The sequence below is a fragment of the Microcoleus sp. LAD1_D3 genome (assembly GCF_036702135.1).
GTDB lineage: Bacteria > Cyanobacteriota > Cyanobacteriia > Cyanobacteriales > Microcoleaceae > Microcoleus.
This window is the reverse complement of sequence record NZ_JAUBSB010000048.1, coordinates 1-16,418: the sequence shown is the minus strand read 5'-3', so window position 1 is coordinate 16,418 and position 16,418 is coordinate 1. Positions and strand designations below refer to the sequence as shown.

The following is a 16,418-nucleotide window of genomic DNA, read 5'->3' as shown; positions in this document are numbered from 1 at the left end:
AATCGGGTTTGCATAAAATTCGATCGTCATCTCGATGGGTGCAACTAGAGTTAAGATGAATTCAACCAACCTATTCCTCCCGATAGATGACTTTTTAGGGAATAGGATTAGCCAATAGATTAGCTCGCTAGTAAGCGATGCTGCTGAGAAACAAATATGCTTTTAACACGTCCACTACAAGCGTTTGGAGCAATCTTCGGGCACAAACCTTCTACAAATAGATCATCCCTCGACCAAAAAAACAGTAAAAATTATGGGGAGGGGAATATTGAGCCCGCTGTAAACGAACAAATTGACTGGTACATCCAAGTGGAAATGCTAATGAGTAACGCTAAATCTTCCTGCACCAATGAAGAGATTACTGCTTGGCTGCGGGGATTGCTGACAATTGCTTGGGCAGACGGCAACTTTGACGAAGACGAGCAAAAAATGATTGCAAATCTAACTCAGGATGAACTACACCTGGTATCTTTTGAGACGGGTTTTGAACCTATTGCCCCAGAGGAATTAGCCGCTGTGTTAGGGAAAGACACCGCCAAAGGCGAGGATTTTTTGAGGACAGCAGTCATGGTAGCTTTGGCAGACGGTACCTACTCGCTCAGCGAAGACGAGGTAATCTATAAGTTTTGCACAGCTTTGGGTCACAATGTAGAGGCGATCGAAGCTCTGCGACACACCATCGAAGACAGCAAGTGCGATGAGCCGCAGGGGCCCAGTAGCCAAATCGTCTTTGATGCGAATGTCGCCCCCCCCGCCGGAACACCCCTTTCATCTCCGCTACCTAAACCTCACCAAAAAAATGTCCTGCAACCCGTCAAAGACTGGCTTGACGCCTGGGAAATTCACGACCCAAAATTGGCACACTTTGTCTGTAAAATTATTCCGCCCCAGTGTCCGTTTGAGCGAGATGTCGTGTTATTTGGTCGCAAAATCGTCCACATTCCGGCGATGTGCCAGATTAACCCGCTTTACGAACAGTTAGTAGGGATGCGCTTTCGAGCTCTCTGCTATTTGGCAGATGAATGTAAGGAAGATGTATCCTCATATTGTTAGTAGTCAGTAGTCATTAGTGATTAGCCATTCTTGTGAAATTTTGGATTAATGACTGTAACTATTAACTAAGGACTACTAATTCCTCCAAGACGCAAAAACCGGGTTTTTCTAGGAAAAAACATCGTTACAGCTATCGGCCCCAGTAGAAAAACCCGGTTTATTGAGTTTTTTTGGGTAAGCCCTGCTCATATCAAATCTGCTTTGATAATACTAATTCAACAAAAGTTTTGGTACCATCCTCAATCTTATACAAATTATTAAAACTCGCAGATTGAGGAGCCGGACACGGCAGTGCCGTTTCTCTACAAATGGTCGCGTACAATCTTTCGCTCTCCACTACTTTAAAAAATTGGTATAATATTTTTCTGGCCCGTGTAAATCGCGACTCAACTTGGCTGTAGTCCGCCGACGCGGACTAAAGGAAAAGAGAAATATGGTACTTGGATCGGGTATCATAATAACTAATGACTAATGACTATTGACTACTGACTAAATTATGCAATTTATCGATCGAGCAGATATTCAAGTCGCAGCCGGCAAAGGCGGCGACGGTATGGTAGCTTTTCGCAGAGAAAAGTATGTACCGGCGGGCGGGCCCAGCGGCGGCACCGGCGGGCGGGGCGGTTCTGTGTTTATGGTGGCAGTGGAAAGCCTGCAAACGCTGCTGGATTTTCAGTACAACCGGATTTTTAAAGCCGAAGACGGGCAGCGGGGCGCACCCAAGAATATGACTGGGGCTTCTGGGGACGATCGCACGATCGAAGTTCCCTGCGGTACAGTTGTTTACGACGCAGAAACTCAGGCAATCTTAGCAGATTTAGTGACGCCCGGACAGACTTTTTGCGTTGCCAAAGGTGGCAAAGGCGGTTTGGGGAATAAGTGTTTTTTGACCAATTCTAACCGCGCTCCAGATTATGCGATGCCGGGAAAAGAAGGAGAACACAAATTTTTGCGTTTGGAATTGAAGCTATTAGCTGAAGTGGGAATTCTCGGGATGCCAAATGCTGGCAAATCTACCTTAATTTCAGCTTTGTCGGCAGCTCGCCCCAAAATAGCAGATTATCCTTTTACAACTTTAGTCCCGAATTTGGGCGTAGTCAGAAAACCGACTGGAGACGGTACGGTGTTTGCAGACATTCCGGGATTGATTGAAGGAGCGCACGAAGGTGCTGGTTTGGGTTACGAGTTTTTGCGGCACATTGAGCGGACTCGGTTGTTGCTGCATTTGATCGATGTTACGGATGAAGATCCGATCGCCAATTACGTCACAATTCAGGAAGAATTAAAGGCTTACAGGCGTGGTTTAGCCGATAAACCGCAGATTTTGGCTTTTAATAAGGTAGATGCGATCGAGCTCGAAAGCGAAGAAATCCGTAATTTAATCAGCCGACTTAAAGAAAGGAGTGGCGCTCCTGTTTTGTTGATTTCCGCTGTGAGTCGAGTTGGGTTGGATGAATTGATGCAGCAAGTTTGGCAGAAACTCGACGAGATGAACGAAAAAGAGGCGGCGGAACTCGAAGCCGTCGCGAGTGTTTAATCGCTTTCTGGTTCCTGAAATTTCCGTGAAGGGGTAGGTGTTTTTTTGAGGGGGTCAAATCTTTAGGCTGTATGGCTGGTGCGGCAAGGGTTTGAGCCTCTATGCTGAAAAATGAGGTTCACGGAAATGCTGCAATCATTGCTGTGTATAGCTTTAATATTTTAGGACTTACGCATTGACAAAATAACCAAACAGTGAATTGATAAATAATTGTCGTCTACTTTCTAGGTATCGGACAAGGAGAAAAATAACTAAACCCTCTACGGCACAATGAAATATAGACCTTTACACCTGATTTTTGTTGTCCGAACCACCGCGTTGGGAGGATGTAGCAGATTATCAGAGATATTGGGAGATGTTGATCACGATTCTATCAATAGCTTTTTGTTAAGAGAAAGGTAGGAGCCGAAAGACTTATTCAGCGAGATTGAGAAAATAATCAACTTGACAGGAGGGATACTAAGTGTAGAGGATAAAGTCAGAGAAAAGATTGACAGCGACCCTAAAAATGCCGAATTGATTAGTTATTTTGGGTCAGGCAAAGCTCATAAAACTATTATTGGTTTAAATTTAATCACCCTATATTACAGCGATATTAATGGTAACGAGCGTCCCAATAAATTACAGAATTTATGATAAAAAGGAGGGAAAAACCAAAAAGGATTACTTGAGAGAAATGGTGAGTGAAATAAGAAATTGGGGAGTCAAGCCAAAAATAGTAACAGGAGATAGTTGGTATTCAGGAGTGGAAAATTTGAAATTTCCAAAAAACCAGAAATTGGGTTTTCTCTTCGGAATTGAAAAAAAAGGACTGTATCAAATGAGCCACATAATTATTGCCAGGTAAGCACTCTGGCAATTCCTGAGTCAGGAGTAATAACTCATTTAAAAGAATTGGGATTTATAAAGTTGTTTAGAAAAAGCTTTAAAAAAGAGGCGTCTAAACACTATATTTTCTCTTGACCAAAGTGAGAAAAAATCCCTGAGATTACAAGAGATGAATTTATCACAATTCATGATACTGATTGGCGAATTGAAACCTTTCATAGAGCCATCAAGCAAGTATGTGGAATTTGTCGGTTCATGGTAAGAGATACCTGTGCAATCAAGACTCATGTATTTTGTTCACTTCCAGATGAGTGTTAAATTAGAGTTGATGCGGTCTGAAAAAATAATTAGTAACTGGTATGAAGTCCAAAGGAATCTATTCACTTCAGTTATACGTGAGCCGATTTTAGCAAACTTTAGTAGTGGTGGCCTTGTCTAGAATACATAGATGATCTTTTTTGTCAATGCGTAAGTCCTATATACATGGGAAACGCTTATTGACTGACGCACCCTACTATCCTCCTTTAAATGCCGAACAGCTTAGCGACGAATTTAGCTTTGAGGCTCTTGTTTCAACGGCTGCCGGACTGAGGTTTAACGTTAAGTTGACATCAATGCCCGCTACCCTAAAACTCACAGTCAACAGTCAACAATCATCTCGCTCCTGCACCCTACAACTGATAAGAACACCAGTCACTCCAGCTACCGACATAAAGTTTAGCATCGGGAATTCCGGCGATTTCTAAAGACAGTAAATTAACGCAAGCCGTCACCCCGGAACCGCAATAAACAATAATTTCTTCGGCTTTTTCTAATTCCGTCCACCGCTGTTTTTGTTCGGATGCCGATCGCACTTTTCCAGTTTCATCCGTCACCCCTTGCCAAGGATAGTTAACCGCGCCCGGAATGTGGCCTGCAATGGGGTCTATTGGCTCCCGCAAACCTTCATATCTCTCGCTTTCTCGCGAATCAACCAAAACCTTCCCCGGCAAGTCTTTTCGCTCTTTTACCGCCTCAATATCTACGGCCAAATCCTGCTGCAAGTGAGGAACAAATTTACCCTCGCGGGGTTCTGGCAAAATATTTGTTACCGGATATCCGGCCGCTTTCCAGCCGCTGAAACCGCCGTCTAACAAAGCTACTTTGCTGTGTCCCATATATCGCAGCAGCCACCACAAACGAGCGGCAAAAGCCAGCCGCGAATCGTCATAAGCTACGACTAAAGTTTCTGCTGAATTAATGCCGCTCGCACTCAATTTTTCAGCTAATTCTTCAATATTTGGCAGCGGATGTCTACCGCCATGTTTGCCAACTGAACTCGCCATGTCGCGGTTTAAATCTAAATAGAAAGCTCCGGGGATGTGACTTTCTTGATATTGTTTTTGTCCCAATTCAGGGTCGGCAAGGGAAAACCGACAGTCAATGATTACAACTTGCGGATTGTCGGTATTGGTGGCTAACCATTCAGGAGAAACGATTAAAGTGTTGTCAGTCATAATTTGTCAAATCTATATTTTAACGTCTATCTGGAAGGAGATTTTTTCTCTGGTTCTGCTTTTTCGGAAGGAGATTTTTTAGGAGTTGCTTTCTCCGAAGTTTCTTTGGGCGAATTGGATTTTTTAGGAGTTGCTTTCTCCAAAGTTTCTTTGGGCGAATTGGATTTTTTAGAAGTTGCTTTTTCCGAAGGTGATTTTTCGGCTGGTGCGGGAGTTGGACTTGGCAGAGGGGGAGTTACTGCTGCTTCTTGAGCGTAAAGTAGATATTTCTGATACTCAATTACTTTTGCTTGAGCTAGTTGATGGTTGGGGCTAGAGACTGGTACTCTTCTCATTAATGAGACCGCTTCTTGCCAACGATCGGTAACTGTAGTCCAATCTTCCTTGGTTTTTGCCGCTCGCCCTAATTCTGCGGCTTTGAGTGCGCTGTTAACGGCTTCTCGAAAAGTATCTGGTGCAGTTGCTAAATCTGCTGTTTCATCGGGATTATTCCCCGCAGTTGCTGTCGGCTGGTTCAAAATTTTACCCACAAACGCCACCACCGCGATCGCCAACATACCCGTCACCAGCCCAACTACAATGAAAGTCGATCGCAGCCGGTTCTCAAATGCAGCAAGTTCCGGCGGTTTCTCCTCCTCAATAATATTATTCTCCATCTCTGTGCGATCCTGTATATTAGCAACCCCAGTATTTGGTACAGCTTCTCCTGCAAAGCTCTGTGGTTCAAAAGTGCTGTTCTCCAGACTAAAGTCTTGACTCCAAGCAGCAGCAATCTGACCGCTTTCTCGGCCCTCAACCTTCACTTGGCGAATCGAATCCGGCTGCAAATTTGTCAGCTCGGTGCGGACAAAATCAACTAATGTATCTTCTATCGGTACCTGCTCGGCCTCAAGAATTACATCCAAACAGTCGCCGTCGAGATTCGCCGAGGCTGTGATGCCTTCAGATTGCAACTGGCTGTTGAGCCAAGATGCGATCGCAGTGGCGAGATTTCCCTGCTTGGCAAGTTCCTGAAAATTAAGCTCTGTCATAGCTGGACACCTGATAACGCAGAAGATAGAAGGTAGAAGGAAGAAAAAATGAAAAAGTCAGAAAGAGTTTTTTGGAGTTGAAAACACAATAACTGAAATTCAACAAATAGTATAATGTATCGTGGCAAATCCCAGCCCAAAGATGCAAATAATCACTCTCGCTAGCCCTGGCATCCCTTGGGAAAAGACTTCAGTCCTTTCTGCGAACCGAACTCAGGTTTGCAGTACAGCCACACATCCTCTCGCTAAGTCGCCAAATACCATTGCTTCAAGCTGGTAATTGATACCGGGGGCGCAACATCAGATACCGTAACGGCGTTAAGTTGAACCGCAAGCATCGCCCCTAAAACCGACATCCGGCTGCAAAAAGCCTCGATCGCGCGGATGCGAGATGGGAAATTTTAGATGAAAAATTTGTGCGATCGCAGTGCCATCGACGGACAGCGAGTGATATCATCAGTTAGTCAATATTCAAGTTTTTATAGCAAATAAGTCGATCGTACAATGGTAGCAATAGCAATTTTAGCTGCTGGACGCGGCACGCGCATGAAATCTGACTTGCCCAAAGTTCTACACGAATTGGGCGGTCGATCGTTAGTTGAGCGAGTCCTCCAAAGTTGTCAAGAAATCCAAATTACCAGGCGACTTGTCATCGTCGGTTATCGAGGCGAACTCGTTAAAGAATCTCTGATTAGAGGTCAAGAAATATCGGAGAAAAATCTTCAATCTCCTCCCCTAGAATTTGTAGAACAAACCGAACAATTGGGAACTGGTCACGCCATCCAACAATTGCTGCCTCACTTAGAGGGATTTCAAGGAGATTTGCTGGTCTTAAATGGGGATGTACCTTTGCTGAGGGCAGAAACTATCAAACAATTGATGGCTGTTCACAAACAGCACCAAAACTCTGCTACTTTATTGACAGCTAATTTGCCGAATCCTCAAGGATACGGGCGAGTATTTACCGACAGTCAAAACTTTGTCCAGCAAATTGTCGAAGACCGCGACTGCACACAAGCTCAAAAGCAAAATCACCGAATTAATGCAGGTGTTTACTGTTTTCACTGGCCGGATTTAGAGAAAATTTTGCCAGAATTGAAGGCAGACAATGACCAAAAAGAATATTACCTAACTGATACGGTAAATTTCCTCAGTCCGGTGATGGCGGTGGATGTGGAAGATTATCAAGAAATATTGGGAATTAACGATCGCAAACATTTAGCCACAGCTTGCGATATTTTGCAAACGCGGGTAAAGGACAAGTGGATGACGGCGGGAGTCACGCTGCTAGACCCCAACAGCATTACGATCGACGATACCGTAGAGTTGCAGCCGGATGTGGTAATTGAACCGCAAACTCACTTGCGGGGAAATACTTCGATCGCCTCTGGGAGTCGCATCGGCCCCGGCAGTTTGATCGAAAACAGTCAGATTGCAGAAAATGTGACTGTGCTTTATTCGGTGGTTTCTGACAGTATGGTTGCTGAAAATTCGCGAATTGGCCCTTACGCACACTTGCGGGGACACGCAGAAATTGGGGCAAACTGCCGCGTCGGCAATTTTGTAGAATTGAAAAATACTCAAATCGGCGATCGGACTAATGTCGCTCACTTGTCTTATCTAGGCGACTCGACTTTGGGAGAAAAAGTCAACATCGGTGCGGGGACAATTACGGCGAATTATGACGGAAAAAACAAGCACAAAACTCAAATAGGCGATCGGAGTAAAACGGGTTCTAACAGCGTGCTGGTTGCACCCATAACTTTGGGGGAAGATGTTACTGTAGCGGCGGGTTCTGTGGTGACAGAAGATGTACCGAATGACTGTTTAGTAGTTGCCCGTTCCCGGCAAGTTGTCAAGCCAGGCTGGAAGTTGAAAGAACCAAAAAAGTGAACGATTGTTTACTTTTTTGATAATGAGTTTCCACCCCTCGCGCAACTCGCGAGCGATACCAAAGAAACCGGGTTTTTATAACGGGAGCGATGGTACTCTACGAGAGTTTTTGGTGACAAACCCGGTTTCTCCGTAAGTCCGCAAGCTTGAGAAATCGGGTTTCTTGCGATCGGCTATTTTGTGTTATTTTTGCTCGTGCAGATAGTTGTTAATCGCTTTGGCGATTTTTTCTTGCTCGTAAGGACTCATCGTGTTGGGCAGGGATATGCGAGATCCTCCACAAACTAATAGTCTGACTTCGTACCAAGTGTCATTCTGCCGATCTTTTGTTCGATCGACTTCCACGCCATAAATCTCGCACAGAGAGTATTGAATTACTTTACGTGCCAACAAACCCCGCTGTTTAACAGTCAAGGTGTTTAAAGTTCCATCGAAGCTGTAGGTTTCATTATTTCTCAAGACTATCGCTCCGACTGCTGCGAGCAAAAATATGCCTCCTGTCCATCCCAACCAGTGATCTTCTTGACTTAAGCGCAGCAATCGATCTTTTGCATTTTTAACAAAAAAATTGATGTCAGAAGCAACAGCGTCTTGGGTTCCCCAATTAGTGGAGTTAGCAGTGAAAGGAACATGGCCAACAGAAGTCAAAAGTACAACTCGTGTTTTATAGCCGCATCTTTGAACTTTAGCTCCCCGCAAAGAAGCAAGCTCAATTTCTTGGAGTTTTGAACCCAGTAAATTCGATCGCACCAACTGGCAACTGCCTTGTTTTGCCTGCAATCGCTGGCAGCTCAGGGTTGCTTTATGATAATCAAAAGCCAGCCCGAACAGTCCAAAGGCCATGAATAAACAACTAGGCAACCAAAAATCAAATATGCTTTGAGTCTGAATTATTAATTCACTTGCTGTTTGCTTGATTATTTTCATTTATCTCGCCCTTAACTTCCCAAAATGATGTTACATATCGCCTTGCTAACCCCGATCAGCCCAATTGTTAACTTATATATTATTTGAAGTCGTCCTGTGCCATGACCTCTTTTGTTTTGGTAAAAGGTTAGCACTAAAATGTCTGAGCGACAACAAATGTCGCGAGTTTTCCTGCGGCTGGGTTTAAGATAGCTTTTCGTGATTTAAAGTAGATGAATCTTAAAAGTATATTAATTATGTTATAGCGAGTGAAACGTTAGCTTTCGCGAGCCCCAGGAAAGTAATCGCAAATGTGAAGACACGTTTACATTTTGTTACATTGTAAAGTTTATTTGCGCCTACTTAATTATCGTTAGGTATTGATTTGGGCGATTCCCTAGGGGATAGCTATGGTTCACGGACTTGGAGGGCAAATATATTGTTAAGCGTGCGATTATCCCTAATCGAGATATAGTGGCGAATCAACTCAGCCATTTTGTATTGTTCTGTTAGTGAATCGCTTCTCAAGCAGATGCGATCCCCGCCCAACATCCACAAATTAACATAATAGCTACGATTTCCCTCGCTATCTGCTATTTCCTCTAATTCCACCGTAGAAATCTCGCGACTTGAGCATTCGGTAACATCATTAAGCCAAACACCCCGTCGTTTAATGGTCATTTTGCTAAAAGTTTTATCAAAAATATATGTTTCATCTATCGCGCCGTCCAACAAAGACAGCGAAAATAACAGAAATATGCCTCCACCTATCCAATTTGATGCCAAAATAATCTGCAATAGTCCAATGACGATGAAGGGAGAAATTAATAGCAAACCATCCCAGGCGCTCGAAGATTGAATTGTTAGTTGGGTCGGTGTTGGTGTGAGAATTTTAATCATTTTATTGGAAAAATTTACACATAATGTGAATTACTTATCTATCCACTGTACGCAATTTTTAATGCACGGCTTATTTGACACTGCTTTGGACGATCGCACTTTGGGTGTTGTCAACAGCCTTGACAGCATAAGCATCGCCCGGACGTATCTGTAAAGCTCTGTTAAAATTGATTAAAGCCGTTTGATAGTCTCCCTGCCCGTAGTAGATATAGCCTACTTTCATCGATTGTTTGAAGTCAGAATTTTGAGCAGCCACACGAGCATAATTAGGCTCAGTCACAGTTGCAGCAGAAGTAGGAGATGGCTCGGCAGCAGGAGATGACTCTTGATAGAGGTAGGGATAAGTGTTGAAAGCCGAAGAAAAAGAAGATGGCGATTGCTCGTTAGACCCCAGATCTACATTAGGCACAGAACCATCGGTTTTGAGAAGACCTATTACAGGCAATAATGCAATAATAATGCCTAACAAGAAATACATGAGGAATCCAGCAAGTTGAAGTAAAAATGGTTTTCTAAATTTTTTATTACTCCAATTTTTAATATGAAATACCCAGGAAGCAAAGGGAACAAAAAAGTAAACCAATCCCCACAGAGTTTCTTGTTCAATAGCTTGAGATAATCCCCAGATATAACCAACCAAAATTAAAATAAAGCCAAGACAGCCAAAAAAGAAGACGATCGCAATAATAGACATTTGGTGTTTCTCCCGTTGGTGTAAAGTTCTTTTGCAAACTGTAAAGGTAAGGATTTCGGCACATTTTTCACCGGAAACTCTTTCCCCTGTTTGCTGTGTTAAAAATAGATTAGCGGTGAAAACAGTTCGATCGCGCACAGCCAATGTTAGGATTTTGGTTAGGAATTTGACTAGGAACTCGATCGCGACTGCCGCAAATGATACCCTCTACCCTCGATCGACCAGAAGAACCATTTGCACGGGCAAGCAACGGCTGGGACATCCAAAAGCTTTATACCGACTTGGCAACTGCCAAACAAGAATTCGCCCCCCACACCAGAAGAGGGCTGACACCCGTAGAAAAGCGGCATCTCTGTGGCTTACTGTGTGGCTACAGCCCAGCGGAAATTGCGGTTTTTCTCAACAAACAAATCAAAGGTGTCGAAGTTGATTTGTCAAAAACTTTGTACCGATACATAGAATTATTGACAAATCGGCCCCGAAATGCTCTCAAAAATTGGAGAGATGCGATCGACTGGCTGGAAATAGCCGGATATAAAACGCAGCCAAAAACCTCAACCGGTGCCATCTTAAAAGCCACTCTTCACCATTCAGACAGGATTTTGTCTGCAGCTATCAGTCCCGACGGACAATTACTGGCAACGGGCTCTGACGACAGTACAGTGAAAATTTGGAGTTTGCACAGCGGTGAACTGCAGCAGACGATTTTCGGACATTCAACAGCAGTATTGCTAGTTGCTTTCAGCCCTGCCAGCAAAACACTGCTGACACGATCGCGCGCGGGAACAGTCAAACTCTGGAACTTGCAAAACGGCGAACTGCTGAAGCGTTTGGCAGACGTGCATCGCCACGAATCCGTCGCTGTCAGCCCCGACTGGCAAATGTTGGCGATCGGCACCACCCGAGGCACAATCAAGCTTCAGCACCTCAACAGCGGCCAACTGCTGCAAGTTTTGGAAGGCTATCCAGGGGATGACATTAGTGCGATCGCCCTGAGTCCCAACGGCAAAATGTTAGTAGCTAGCGGCCTAAATGCAGCCAGCGGTTTCTGTCGCGCCACAGTCACTTTGTGGGAATTGCCGGGAGGCGAAGTGAGGCGAACATTTGGCAGCGAAAATTATGTTGCAATTACTCCAGATAGCAAAATTATCGTCAGTCACGGCAACAAAATGATCGCACTGTGGAATTTGCAAACAGGGGAATTATTGCATTCTCTCCAAACAGGAATTCGTATCACTTCCGCCGCCGCAGTTAGCCCTGATGGGAGATACTTTGCAGTGGGGTGTTTTGACGGTACTGTTAGACTTTGGAATCTTCGCGGCGAATTGCTGCACACTTTAGATGGACATTCTAGCCCTGTGTCTGCGGTGGCGATCGGGCTTTTGGGCGAAACTCTGGTCAGCGGCGGGGAGAATGGTACTGTTAAACTTTGGCAACTGCGGATTTAAGATTAGAGAGGTTAGGGGCGATCGCTTAAATTGTTGCAGTATAATTGATTTAAGGTTTTTTCTACCAAATCCATGTTAGTTATCTTCTGTGTCACTCGGCCATTGAAATCGCTTTTTACCTCAAACTACACAAACTTTCGTCCCTTTCTAAGACACTAAAAAATAAAGCGGGTATTATAGCAACCCCTAGGCAATAAGGACGTTATTAATTATGACGTAATGCCACATTTACTCTGGCCGCGCTAAGATGAAAGGCGAACGATTGATTTTGATAACTATCCTGTCTTCATTTAACTCAATTTGAGCCGGGATTTCTGGAGCTTCAAAGAAATAAATGGGGCGCTCAAGGGCTTTTCGTTCTTGCCAGTCGCCTCCCGCTGCCACTAAGATTTGTTGCTTTGACATTCCCAACGCGAGCTTATCCACAAGCGGCTCGTTCTCAAGAGTCCGCAATGCCTTCTCAACCCAGCGGCGATACCATCTGCCAAAAGACAATTCCGTTGGATAGAAATCCTCCCTGCCGTTCCAAATCGTGCCGTGTGCGGGGCCGTTTACAACCAGATCAGAGTAAATGGCGCACCCCTGATGGCATAACTCCAACGCGCCGGGGTATTCGTCTGTATCGTCCCACTTCTCCAACTCCTCATCTGAATAAGAGTCTGTTGCTTTGGTGAAGGGGAACGGTTTGCTCAAATCGCGATACTGTGCTGCCTTTTCAAGAGGCTCTAAACCGTAGAACGGCCCTGCTCCACCGTTGCCAATTTCTTTCAAGAATAAACGGTAATCTTCGGGCAGCTTGATTTTATGTTTCTGCTCGAAATTCTGCAACTCTGCTTCCGTAAGCGTTTGTCCCAGTTTGTATGTGTGAGAATTTGTGCCGAACACGCGAAGATTTTTATCTTTTTGCTGCAAGCGTCGAAGCAGTTCTGCTAATTCTTTAATATCCTTTGAACTCATGTTATGTATAGCTACCCCCAAGACGGTTAAGACGTAAACAGGAGGTAGTCCCAATCATGCGATCGCGTATTCGCCACGCGATCGCATCCAACAAAAGCAACAAATCTAATCTTTGCTAAGCAATAAAAATCAGCGTTCCCTTGCTCATTTCCAAAGTATCGCCCATTTCTCTACCGTTGTGAAAAGCACCCAAAATCACCTCGCTAGTTTTGCCGAAAGCGATCGCCCCGCTAGCATCAATTCCAATTGCGCCAAAATCCCGTTGACGTTCGTCAGCCTCAGTAAAAGAACGCTCAAAAGCAGCTTTCAAACTTAAACCATCTGTAACCCGAACCACAATTCGCGCGGCCAAACACTCGTCCATAATGTGCTCGCCAATCCCCGTACAGCTTATCGCCGCACTTTGGGCCGCGTAATTTCCTGCCGGCATCGCCGAGTCGCTAACCCGCCCAATCCGCTCAAAACCCTTGCCACCAGTCGAAGTCCCAGCAGCCAAGCGTCCATGCACATCCAAAGCTACGACTCCGATCGTACCCATACCGGCCGGTTCGGCAACCACGTCAGCCATTGCTTTGCTAAAATTGCCTTGGCGTTCCTGCATCCACTCGTGCAAACGCAAATCCGTCATCGGATCGTAAATCGGCAATTGAAGTTCTCGCAACAATTCCGCCGAACCAAAATCAGAGAGAACTCGATCGTCCGAATGCTGCAAAAATTGAGCAAGTTCGATCGGATGTTGAACGCGAGAAACATTAATCGCCCCGCTGAAACGCTGCATCAAACCGTCCATCAGCGAAGCACTCATCCGAATTTGACCGTCCGACTGCACCACAGAACCCGTACCGGCATTAAATCGCGGGTCATCTTCCAACAATTGGCAGCCCCGCACCACTGCATCTACGGCACTGACACCGTTTTTCAGCAGCGGATAAACTTCCTCCAAAACATCGTAAAGCGATTTCCGCACCGCCTCAATTCCGCCTTTACTGTGTAGAGAACTGCCGGCACCGCCGTGAATAACTAGCTTTGGTTGCACTTGTTGCGATGCCATAATTTATAACCTAATAACCTAAAATTTTTCCTTTGCAATCTTAGCTTTGATCGAGCAACTTGCTTTAAATTCTTAATCTTGAGCCGCCAAACGGCGGCGACGACAACGTTCGGAGCAGTATTTGACCTCATCCCAGCAGTCCGCCCATTTTTTGCGCCAAGTAAAAGGTCGATCGCACACCGGGCAAATTTTTGTCGGTAAATCAGATTTTGATCGCTGCTTTGCCATGCTAATTTGGAAAGTACATTACTAACTCACATCTTGTACCATTTTCAGGAACAGGCAAGATGCCTGTTCTACAAGAGTTGAATTTGATTGTGGAACAGGCATCTTGCGATTATGAACAGGCTTTCCGGCCTGTTCCACAAGAGTTAAATTTGATTGTGGAACAGGCCGGAAAGCCTGTTGCTAAGGAAACAACCCAATTTCTGCAAAACACCTCCCCAAATAAAAATGCTCGAAACGGCCGACGCCAACCTCCGAATAGTCTTAGTCGAACCTGCTGGCCCATTGAATGTCGGTTCTGTTGCCCGCGTCATGAAAAATATGGGTTTGCACCAATTAGTTTTGGTAAATCCCCAATGCGATTATTTAGGGGAAGAGGCCCGACTGATGGCAGTTCGCGCCGCCGACATATTGGAAACGGCCAAAGTAGTCGAGAGTTTGCCGGCTGCTTTGGTTGGGTGTGTCAGAGCGATCGCAACTACAGGGGATGATTGTCGATCGTTGCCAACACAACTAGAAGAACCCGCAGATGCCTTGCCTTGGCTCCTTGAAGCCCCCAGCGCCCTCATTTTCGGCCGAGAAGACTGCGGCTTGACCAATGCCGAATTAAACCGCGCTCAACGCCTGATCCGCATTCCCAGCAGCGATGCCTACACTTCCCTAAATCTCGCCCAAGCCGTCGCTATCTGCTGTTACGAACTATACAAGTCAGTTGTCAGTTGTCAGTTGTCAGTTGTCAGTTGCCCGGAGGAATCGGCTCCCTTGGAAAATTTAGAGGGATATTACCAGCAACTAGAAACTTTGCTGTTAAAAATAGGATATTTGCAGCAGCACACAGCAGCAAGCCGGATGGAAAAATTTCGGCGTTTGTACAACAGAGCCTATCCGACAGTGGATGAAGTCGCCATGCTGCGGGGCGTCCTCCGCCAAACAGAATGGGCAATCAAAACTTACCCACGAGAGGCAAATTCTGATACTCTGGATAGGGCGTTACCGGAAAATCCAACGGATAGCTAGGAGAAATGCTGATAATTGGGGATGTGAGTTGGACATAGCGTGCCAAATAGTTTACTAAACTTGTCCACAATTAATTACCGAGAGGAGGTTTAACCATGTTTGCCGTCAAGCGAGCGCTCAAATTGAATAACAATGAAGCGACCTGGATGGCAAAACACGCAGGATTTCGGCGTGTAATATTTAACATGGGTTTGAGCTTGCGAGTCCAAATGTATGGTGAGAGGAATCTCTCGGACTCACAGGTCATCAACGAAGTCAAGAAAGTTCTTACCAACCACGTCAAGAAACAACCTGAATGCGCTTGGATGAATCAGTTGTCCAGCCGAGTTTACCAAAACGCTTTGATTGACTTGAAAGAAGCGTTTAGTCGGTATCGCTTGGGGAAATTCGGTCATCCGAAATTTGCCAGTCGCCGAGACGGTCAATCATTCACGGTTGATTCGTCTAATGGAAAAGTTTTACTAACCGCAGGCAACACTATTAAGATTCCGACTTTGGGAACTTTTCGGCTTTATGAACCCTTAGAATGTGGCTTGGTCTCTCAAACTTTTACGATTTCAAAAGAGGGGAGCCACTGGTTTGTTTCCTTCTGCGTTGATGCAGAACGTTTGCCAGTTCAACAGCCTGAGAACTCTGTAGGAATCGATGTAGGCATTAATTCTTTTGCCACGCTGTCAAACCATCAAGTCTTTGATGCACCAAAACCGTTAAAGGAAGCGAAAACCAAGCTTGCTAGTTTACAGCGTAAAGCATCAAAGCCAATAAAAAGTTCTCGCAACCAGCGCAAAACTTACAACAATATCGGCAGACTCCACGCACGAATAGCTCGGATTCGTAAAGACTTCCTCCACAAGTTGACGACTTACTTAGCGAACACTTTAAAGCTAATTAAGATTGAAGACTTGAACGTTAAAGGCTTGCTGGCAAATCACAAGCTGGCTGGGGCAATATCCGACTTAGGGTTTTACGAATTTAGGCGGCAGTTAGATTATAAGTGCAAAATGTATGGGGCGAGCTTAGTGCTGGTAGATCGATGGTTCCCCAGTTCTAAGATTTGTGCCAATTGCGGGCATAAAAAAGATATACCACTAAGCCTTCGGACTTACGATTGTCCTGCTTGCGGCCTATCGGTAGAGCGCGATTTGAATGCCTGTTTAAAGTGCGATTCGTTCAGTCGAAACCGAGCAATTGGGAGATGACTGGCTTCTACAGGGTAATCCATTAGGATTGAGTTCGCACTTTAATCCCTTGTAGATGACAACTTCATAACCTTGCAGGTGAACATCAGTACCCTAGAAAGTGTTAAGTAGACCTCTTGCAAAAAAAATCTATGCTATAATAGAAGGTTTTCAATTTAATCCCCCTAGAGCTAACTCATAATT

Annotated in this window: 14 protein-coding genes and 1 pseudogene; 7 read left to right on the top strand and 8 right to left on the bottom strand. The window is 45.0% G+C overall.

Features of this window, described 5'->3' with window-relative positions; translation table 11 throughout:
- The first annotated feature begins 156 nt into the window (after nucleotides 1-156).
- The 3 genes and pseudogenes from QUA74_RS22130 (at nucleotide 157) to QUA74_RS22120 (ending at nucleotide 3,857) form a co-directional block, all read left to right on the top strand.
- Nucleotides 157-1,053 carry a Mo-dependent nitrogenase C-terminal domain-containing protein gene (locus tag QUA74_RS22130; protein WP_333333521.1) on the top strand — a complete coding sequence of 299 codons (897 nt, stop codon included), beginning with the start codon at nucleotides 157-159 and terminating at the stop codon, nucleotides 1,051-1,053.
- Between the two features lie 496 nt (nucleotides 1,054-1,549).
- Complete coding sequence (gene obgE, locus QUA74_RS22125; RefSeq protein ID WP_333333519.1) at nucleotides 1,550-2,590, top strand: GTPase ObgE; 1,041 nt, start codon at nucleotides 1,550-1,552, stop codon at nucleotides 2,588-2,590.
- Nucleotides 2,591-2,867: 277 nt separating this feature from the next.
- A pseudogene (locus QUA74_RS22120) lies at nucleotides 2,868-3,857 on the top strand (IS701 family transposase).
- A 232-nt stretch (nucleotides 3,858-4,089) separates the two neighbouring features.
- Here the strand turns inward: QUA74_RS22120 and QUA74_RS22115 are convergent.
- Entirely contained in the window at nucleotides 4,090-4,914 is an 825-nt protein-coding gene (locus QUA74_RS22115; protein ID WP_333333517.1) for a sulfurtransferase, read from the bottom strand.
- A gap of 26 nt (nucleotides 4,915-4,940) precedes the next feature.
- Entirely contained in the window at nucleotides 4,941-5,945 is a 1,005-nt protein-coding gene (locus QUA74_RS22110) for a hypothetical protein (RefSeq protein WP_333333515.1), read from the bottom strand.
- Nucleotides 5,946-6,449: 504 nt separating this feature from the next.
- On the opposite strand from QUA74_RS22110, the gene glmU reads away from it, so the two are divergent.
- The gene (gene glmU / locus QUA74_RS22105) at nucleotides 6,450-7,838 is read left to right on the top strand and encodes a bifunctional UDP-N-acetylglucosamine diphosphorylase/glucosamine-1-phosphate N-acetyltransferase GlmU (protein WP_333333513.1); all 1,389 of its coding nucleotides are present in this window, start codon (nucleotides 6,450-6,452) and stop codon (nucleotides 7,836-7,838) included.
- A 183-nt stretch (nucleotides 7,839-8,021) separates the two neighbouring features.
- Here glmU and QUA74_RS22100 read toward each other — a convergent pair whose 3' ends face one another.
- The 3 genes from QUA74_RS22100 to QUA74_RS22090 form a co-directional block, all read right to left on the bottom strand.
- Nucleotides 8,022-8,765, bottom strand: coding sequence for a hypothetical protein (locus QUA74_RS22100; protein WP_333333511.1), 744 nt, complete (start codon nucleotides 8,763-8,765; stop codon nucleotides 8,022-8,024).
- Nucleotides 8,766-9,152: 387 nt separating this feature from the next.
- Entirely contained in the window at nucleotides 9,153-9,644 is a 492-nt protein-coding gene (locus tag QUA74_RS22095) for a hypothetical protein (protein ID WP_333333509.1), read from the bottom strand.
- Nucleotides 9,645-9,714: 70 nt separating this feature from the next.
- On the bottom strand, nucleotides 9,715-10,482 hold the full coding sequence (locus tag QUA74_RS22090) for a hypothetical protein (protein WP_333333506.1): 768 nt from the start codon (nucleotides 10,480-10,482) through the stop codon (nucleotides 9,715-9,717).
- A 53-nt stretch (nucleotides 10,483-10,535) separates the two neighbouring features.
- On the opposite strand from QUA74_RS22090, the gene QUA74_RS22085 reads away from it, so the two are divergent.
- Nucleotides 10,536-11,786 (top strand): WD40 repeat domain-containing protein, encoded by a 1,251-nt coding sequence (locus QUA74_RS22085; protein ID WP_333333505.1) that lies wholly within the window; start codon nucleotides 10,536-10,538, stop codon nucleotides 11,784-11,786.
- 228 nt (nucleotides 11,787-12,014) lie between these two features.
- Here the strand turns inward: QUA74_RS22085 and QUA74_RS22080 are convergent, their stop codons facing one another.
- The 3 genes from QUA74_RS22080 to QUA74_RS22070 all read right to left on the bottom strand — a co-directional run bounded on the left by QUA74_RS22080 (nucleotide 12,015) and on the right by QUA74_RS22070 (nucleotide 14,022).
- Nucleotides 12,015-12,743, bottom strand: a complete 729-nt coding sequence (locus QUA74_RS22080) for an SMI1/KNR4 family protein (RefSeq protein WP_333333503.1) — start codon at nucleotides 12,741-12,743, stop codon at nucleotides 12,015-12,017.
- A gap of 115 nt (nucleotides 12,744-12,858) precedes the next feature.
- On the bottom strand, nucleotides 12,859-13,794 hold the full coding sequence (locus QUA74_RS22075; RefSeq protein WP_333333501.1) for an isoaspartyl peptidase/L-asparaginase: 936 nt from the start codon (nucleotides 13,792-13,794) through the stop codon (nucleotides 12,859-12,861).
- Nucleotides 13,795-13,866: 72 nt separating this feature from the next.
- Complete coding sequence (locus tag QUA74_RS22070; RefSeq protein WP_333165179.1) at nucleotides 13,867-14,022, bottom strand: DUF2256 domain-containing protein; 156 nt, start codon at nucleotides 14,020-14,022, stop codon at nucleotides 13,867-13,869.
- 225 nt (nucleotides 14,023-14,247) lie between these two features.
- Here QUA74_RS22070 and QUA74_RS22065 point away from each other — a divergent pair, with 225 nt between their 5' ends.
- The gene (locus QUA74_RS22065; RefSeq protein WP_333333499.1) at nucleotides 14,248-15,036 is read left to right on the top strand and encodes an RNA methyltransferase; all 789 of its coding nucleotides are present in this window, start codon (nucleotides 14,248-14,250) and stop codon (nucleotides 15,034-15,036) included.
- A gap of 95 nt (nucleotides 15,037-15,131) precedes the next feature.
- Nucleotides 15,132-16,235, top strand: a complete 1,104-nt coding sequence (locus QUA74_RS22060; protein ID WP_333333497.1) for an RNA-guided endonuclease TnpB family protein — start codon at nucleotides 15,132-15,134, stop codon at nucleotides 16,233-16,235.
- Nucleotides 16,236-16,418: the final 183 nt, after the last annotated feature.

Excerpts from the sequence above, each read along its gene's own strand:
- QUA74_RS22130 (WP_333333521.1), top strand. The coding sequence starts at position 157 with ATGCTTTTAACACGTCCACTACAAGCGTTTGGAGCAATCTTCGGGCAC.
- obgE (WP_333333519.1), top strand. The coding sequence starts at position 1,550 with ATGCAATTTATCGATCGAGCAGATATTCAAGTCGCAGCCGGCAAAGGC.
- QUA74_RS22115 (WP_333333517.1), bottom strand. The coding sequence starts at position 4,914 with ATGACTGACAACACTTTAATCGTTTCTCCTGAATGGTTAGCCACCAAT.
- QUA74_RS22110 (WP_333333515.1), bottom strand. The coding sequence starts at position 5,945 with ATGACAGAGCTTAATTTTCAGGAACTTGCCAAGCAGGGAAATCTCGCC.
- glmU (WP_333333513.1), top strand. The coding sequence starts at position 6,450 with ATGGTAGCAATAGCAATTTTAGCTGCTGGACGCGGCACGCGCATGAAA.
- QUA74_RS22100 (WP_333333511.1), bottom strand. The coding sequence starts at position 8,765 with ATGAAAATAATCAAGCAAACAGCAAGTGAATTAATAATTCAGACTCAA.
- QUA74_RS22095 (WP_333333509.1), bottom strand. The coding sequence starts at position 9,644 with ATGATTAAAATTCTCACACCAACACCGACCCAACTAACAATTCAATCT.
- QUA74_RS22085 (WP_333333505.1), top strand. The coding sequence starts at position 10,536 with ATGATACCCTCTACCCTCGATCGACCAGAAGAACCATTTGCACGGGCA.
- QUA74_RS22080 (WP_333333503.1), bottom strand. The coding sequence starts at position 12,743 with ATGAGTTCAAAGGATATTAAAGAATTAGCAGAACTGCTTCGACGCTTG.
- QUA74_RS22075 (WP_333333501.1), bottom strand. The coding sequence starts at position 13,794 with ATGGCATCGCAACAAGTGCAACCAAAGCTAGTTATTCACGGCGGTGCC.
- QUA74_RS22070 (WP_333165179.1), bottom strand. The coding sequence starts at position 14,022 with ATGGCAAAGCAGCGATCAAAATCTGATTTACCGACAAAAATTTGCCCG.
- QUA74_RS22065 (WP_333333499.1), top strand. The coding sequence starts at position 14,248 with ATGCTCGAAACGGCCGACGCCAACCTCCGAATAGTCTTAGTCGAACCT.
- QUA74_RS22060 (WP_333333497.1), top strand. The coding sequence starts at position 15,132 with ATGTTTGCCGTCAAGCGAGCGCTCAAATTGAATAACAATGAAGCGACC.